A 4,993-nucleotide genomic window follows, 5' to 3' on the forward strand; every position below is an offset into this window, starting at 1 on the left:
CACACGCGGCGAAGCCAAAGACGGCCAACGCGCCGTGCAGGACGTGGGCATGAAGCTGCATGCCGCCAGCGGCAATGTGAACGTGCAGGCGCAAAGCGATGCCTTTACCTTGACGGCATCGCAGGCAGTGGACATTCAATCTACGGCGGCAAGCATCACCATCAGCGCGCCCGAGAAGATGCTGCTCAATGGGGGTGGGGGCTATATCAAGATCGAGGGCGGCAACATCGAGGTCGGCACCAGCGGGAATGCGTCGTTCCTGGCTTCGATGAAGGAGTTGACGGGGGGTGGGAGTGCGTCGCCCTCTTCTCCGGCTTTGGGCAAGCCCGCCGAGGTCGACACTGCGCACCATTTGCAATACCAGGCCGTCGATCTGCAAGGCAAACCTCTCGCGAATCGCCCCTATGTGATGGTCATGGCGGATGGCAGCATCCAATCGGGCAAAACGGACGCAGCTGGCAAAACAAAACTGATCACCGCATCTCGCCGGGAACAAGTTCAGATCTACATCGAAGACGCTGAACATCAAGGCTTCCGCCTGCTCTAAAAATCAAAACAAACAGGAGGCCCGATCCGTGGCAATCGGCAAATTCAGGCTTTACTACGTGCACGAGCACGTCAAATATCCATGTGTCGGCGTGCAATACCGCCTGGTCAACCAAGAAAGTGGGCGCTTCTTCTCACATGGCATCACCGATGCCAACGGGGAAACCAAGCCTGTTGAATCCGTTCACGCTTCGGCTTCATGCACCCTTGAAATCTTGAACGCCAATACCGGCACCTACGAAGCACCTGATTTGGATGGCGACATCGGCGCCTCATCGCGACCAACGTTGAAGATCGGCGCTTCGAAAGACAGCACATCCACCACCGAGTCGGTCCGCATCAAGCCCTATTTGATGGTGTACTTCCATACTCAGCAAGGCAACAAGCCCATCAAGGGGGCCAAGTTCACGGCCTACTTGACCGACGCCAATGGCAAGGAAGCAGTAGCGCGAGACCTCGATCGCAACGCCCCGATCACCGGCGTCACAGATGCACAAGGTCGGACAGGCATCATCTTCTGCGCTGCACCACTGGTGTTCAAGTTCGAAATGCCCGGGACACCTGTCAAGGTGGCATCCAAGCGACTGCAGCCCCTGATCAAAGGGCAACACATCGTGCGCTATGACATGCCCTTCAAGACGGTATCCGCACACACCGTCCCGCAAAAGGACGATGCGCTGGCTCGTCTGGCTGGTAAGGTCAGCCTTCCCATCTTGATCTCCCCTGCCGATGATGAACTCATCGCCGTGCCACAAAGCGCATTCGACGAGTTCGAGCAGGTCAGTGGTCTGCTTGAGCAGATCATGGCCAACGGCCACCGGGCCAAGCTTGATCTCAGCCGGGCATTGGAGTCCGGCAATGCCAAGGAGATCGAAGCAGCAGAAAAAGCCCTCAAGATCAGCGAAGACAAGATCAAGAGTGAGCTCAACAAGAACTTCAGCAAGCAGACGGACCTCAAAGAAGTGGTGACGTTCGAAAGCACTGCCAAAGGAGTGAATGCTCAAGGTGGCAAGCAGATGGGCATGCGGCGGCGTTATTTGAGCAACGACCGATACCTTGCTCTGAAAAATGGCCGAATTAACAAGAACGAGTACAAACTCAACATCAAGTTCAGCCAAGGCTCGGCCACTGGCGGCGCCAGCGTCTCACCCAAAACGCTGGATGTGAAGGCACTCAAGGATGCCTTCCAGCAAGTCAAGACAGAGCTGAAGTCAAAGCAAAACTTGGCCAAACCTGACCCAGTGGTGTTGACGTTGCTGGATGAAGCCGCCACGCAGTTCAGTGACACCATTGTCAAAAGCGAAACCTATGAGGTGGAAGCCCATGCGCAATGGCTACGACTGGTAGCGGGAGCGGGCGCCAGTACCACCCTGGACTGGAAAGCAAAAAAGGCGGAGATCCAAGGCAACTTGCAGGCGAAGGTGGTGCTGTGTGAAGGCAAGGCCGCCGCGAAATACGCATTTCCGTCGCTAAAAGGCTGGATGATGAAGCTGGGCGATGACGAGCTCGGGGCCATCCGGGCAGTGGTGAGTTGCGAGTTGTATGGCTTTGCGGGCGCCAAGGTGATTGCGTCGGGCACGGCGGGAGTGTCACTGCAGGGGCTCAAGCAAGTTGTGGTGGGCATCAATAAGGATCCCCATACCAAGCCCCTGGCGGGGCAGGTGGACGCCAAGCGGCGCCTGCCCGTGTTCGACCCAGTCAGTGCTTATGAAAAAATGCCCGACGACCTCAATGGGGTCAAAGCTGAAATTGATGCCTTTGCGGGTGTGGAAGGCGGCATCACCCCTGGGGGGCAATTGCAATGGCAGCCCCCTACGGAAAAGGAATTCGTGAGCTTTGCGGAAGTGTCGGCTTCCGTCGCCGCGACGGCAGGAGGCGGGTTCAATGGCAAGGTGTACGTCTTCCTGGCTGGCGGCAAGTTCCGCGTGCGACTGGCGGCGGGGCTATGCCTGGGTGTGGGGGCCAAAGGCGCGCTGGAGTTCACCGTCAATGCAGAAAAGCTGTTCCAGTTCGTGAAGTGGGTGCACTACCAGTTGCTGAACTCGGGCGTCCGCCAGCTTGTGTACATCACGCGGGAAGCCTTTATGGCCTTATCGCAGTTGCTGCTGCTGTTGATCCAGGAGGGCATCTCGGTGCTGGATGGCAAAACTGCTGCGCAGGCAAGGCAGACCGAGGCATATCGCCAAATTGAAGCGACCTGCGCCACAGTCGACCAAGGCTTCCAATTCTGGCTCGCCCAAATTGACCAAGCCAAAACACGCAATCAATTGGTCCAAAACGTCAACCGCAAGCCTCAATGGCTGGTTCATGCCCCACCTGAAACACGTGGCATGCTGCTCTATCAAATCACCCGGCACGACCTGACAAGCCACATGCGGGATGTGCCAAGCGTCAGCTTTGATGGTGTCGATGCGCAAGTCCACTTCATGGAGACACACAAGGAGGCCATCATCAACATCATGGCCACAGCCACCACGGCCCGGACGTGGGAGAACGTGATGGAGCACATGACAGCGGACGGAGACAAGTCAAGTCGCCCCGCGGGAAAGAACGAAGGCGATGTGATCCGCTTCCTCAACAATGGCTATTCATTGGTGCAGGACCTGCCCTCGCTGATGCAAGCAATGAATCAGCGCAAGGAGGTCAAGGAGAGCGGCAACAAGCACCTTGATGCCTACCTCAAAATGCGCAACAAGGTGCGCAACGACTTCCCGAAGGGCTACACCGTGGCGCGACTCGATTCGTCACATCTGGACATTATTCTGCCCAACGACGGTCGCGAACACCCCGATTTTGCAGGGGTTCAGACCGTCGGGATCGGCGAGGCATATGCAGGTGATCCCGGCAGCAGCCTCGTCTGACGCATCAGCCAACTGTTAATGGTCAACGGGCATGGGCCGATTGACTACGCATCGGCTGGTGGTGCCATCTGCGGGATTTGGAAATTTTGTCAGATAAGGTTCTTGGGCAGGGTTGGGCATCCGATTGCGGCGCGTAATGCTCAGGCCATCACCCATGATCAGATTCTCGCCGCTCCCACCCCGAGAACTGCGCAAGACTTTGTGTGTGCCCGTTGCCGGCCCGAGAGGATTCTTCTCGGGTGACTTGGCATAGTAATCAGCCGCATACCAATCTAGAACCCACTCTTGCCCCTCTGTCATCATGTCGTACAGGCCCAAAGGATTCGAAGGGAGACTACCGAGCGGCAGGGAGGGCTCCAGCCTCGTCAAACCAAATTGACGCGCATACGAAGAGCGCTCATCGAAGCTCCGAGCATTGCGGCCCAACTCCAACCGGCCGTTGTCCGTTGCTACCACCCAGAACTGCCCCCGGTTGCGCGCAGAATATTCCCACTGTGCTTCAGTCGGTATATCCATGGGCAAGTTCAATTGCTGGCCCAACCATTGGCAATAGTCACGCGCTTGCTGCCAAGTCAAGCTGGCAGCAACTCTTGGATGGCGTCGCTTTTTTGTAAAGTCATCCATCCCCACCTTCGGCACACCAGCCGTCTCGGCATACACATCGTGATCTTCGTAGGTGATTTTGTAGGCGCTCATCGAGAAGCTATCCAACGTCACCTTGTGCATCGGCTTGTTGTCCGCGTCACTGCTATATGGCAATTTCTCCGGTGCATGCACAGGCCCGAAATCGCCCATCTGGAAGCTACCACCCTCCACGAACTTCAAGTTCCCTCGCATTCGATCGAGATAGGCCTGGGGCGCCATGGCAGCGCCGATCAATTTGGCATCGGGCGTACGTTGAACTGGCTCGCTGTCATTCTTGGACTGGCACGCCGATGAAACCACCGCACACAGCAGCGCCACCCCCTGAATCTTTATTCTTGCTTTTTTGAGCATCTTCATCCTCTGCGTGTCAAGCCTGGCCCATCACGGCTGGCGTCTCAGAATGGTAAAGGCGATGCGACACAAAAGAGCCTAGCGCGGGCGAATCGAATATGTCACCACTTGTAGTTTCCTTTGATGCAACGCTTGCAGTGCGCCCCCCTGGGCGGCGAGCACGCACCAGGCCAAGGCCTGGGTGCGGCCGGCAATGCCAGCGCCGAGCCGCTGTATGAAGCCCGCTTCGAAGCCCAGCGCGCTGCCATTCCCGTACGCCCTGCGCTGACGGACGACAAGGGCGCCCTGCTCCACCCCAAACCCACCGTGTGGGGCACGCAAACCGCGCTGGTCGTGGGCCTGGACGGCCCCATCCACACGGACCGCGACGATCGCATCAAGGTGCAGTTCCACTGGCAACGCGGCGCAGGCAGCAGCCACAGGCTGGATCACACAGCAGGATGCAACGCCCCCCGCGTCGGATGCTTCCGGCACCTGGGTGCGTGTGGCGCAAGATTGGGCCGGCGCCAACTGGGGTGGCGTGTTCACACCTCGCCTGGGCCAGGAAGTGGTCATCGCCTTCGTGGAGGGGGACATCGACCGCCCCGTGG

3 protein-coding genes and 1 pseudogene are annotated in these 4,993 nt (G+C 58.0%); 3 read left to right on the forward strand and 1 reads right to left on the reverse strand.

Features of this window, described 5'->3' with window-relative positions; translation table 11 throughout:
• Together HY836_RS07595 and HY836_RS07600 are read left to right on the forward strand one after the other, a co-directional pair.
• Nucleotides 1-547 (forward strand): DUF2345 domain-containing protein (locus HY836_RS07595; RefSeq protein WP_290675136.1); only part of this gene is annotated, 547 nt, incomplete at its 5' end.
• Nucleotides 548-575: 28 nt separating this feature from the next.
• Complete coding sequence (locus HY836_RS07600; protein WP_290675137.1) at nucleotides 576-3,407, forward strand: hypothetical protein; 2,832 nt, start codon at nucleotides 576-578, stop codon at nucleotides 3,405-3,407.
• A gap of 15 nt (nucleotides 3,408-3,422) precedes the next feature.
• Here the strand turns inward: HY836_RS07600 and HY836_RS07605 are convergent, their stop codons facing one another.
• Nucleotides 3,423-4,409 (reverse strand): SUMF1/EgtB/PvdO family nonheme iron enzyme, encoded by a 987-nt coding sequence (locus HY836_RS07605; protein ID WP_290675138.1) that lies wholly within the window; start codon nucleotides 4,407-4,409, stop codon nucleotides 3,423-3,425.
• 231 nt (nucleotides 4,410-4,640) lie between these two features.
• On the opposite strand from HY836_RS07605, the pseudogene HY836_RS07610 reads away from it, so the two are divergent.
• A pseudogene (locus tag HY836_RS07610) lies at nucleotides 4,641-4,993 on the forward strand (phage baseplate assembly protein V); the annotation flags it as partial.

The organism is Aquabacterium sp., from assembly GCF_016234775.1.
Classification (GTDB): domain Bacteria; phylum Pseudomonadota; class Gammaproteobacteria; order Burkholderiales; family Burkholderiaceae_C; genus Aquabacterium.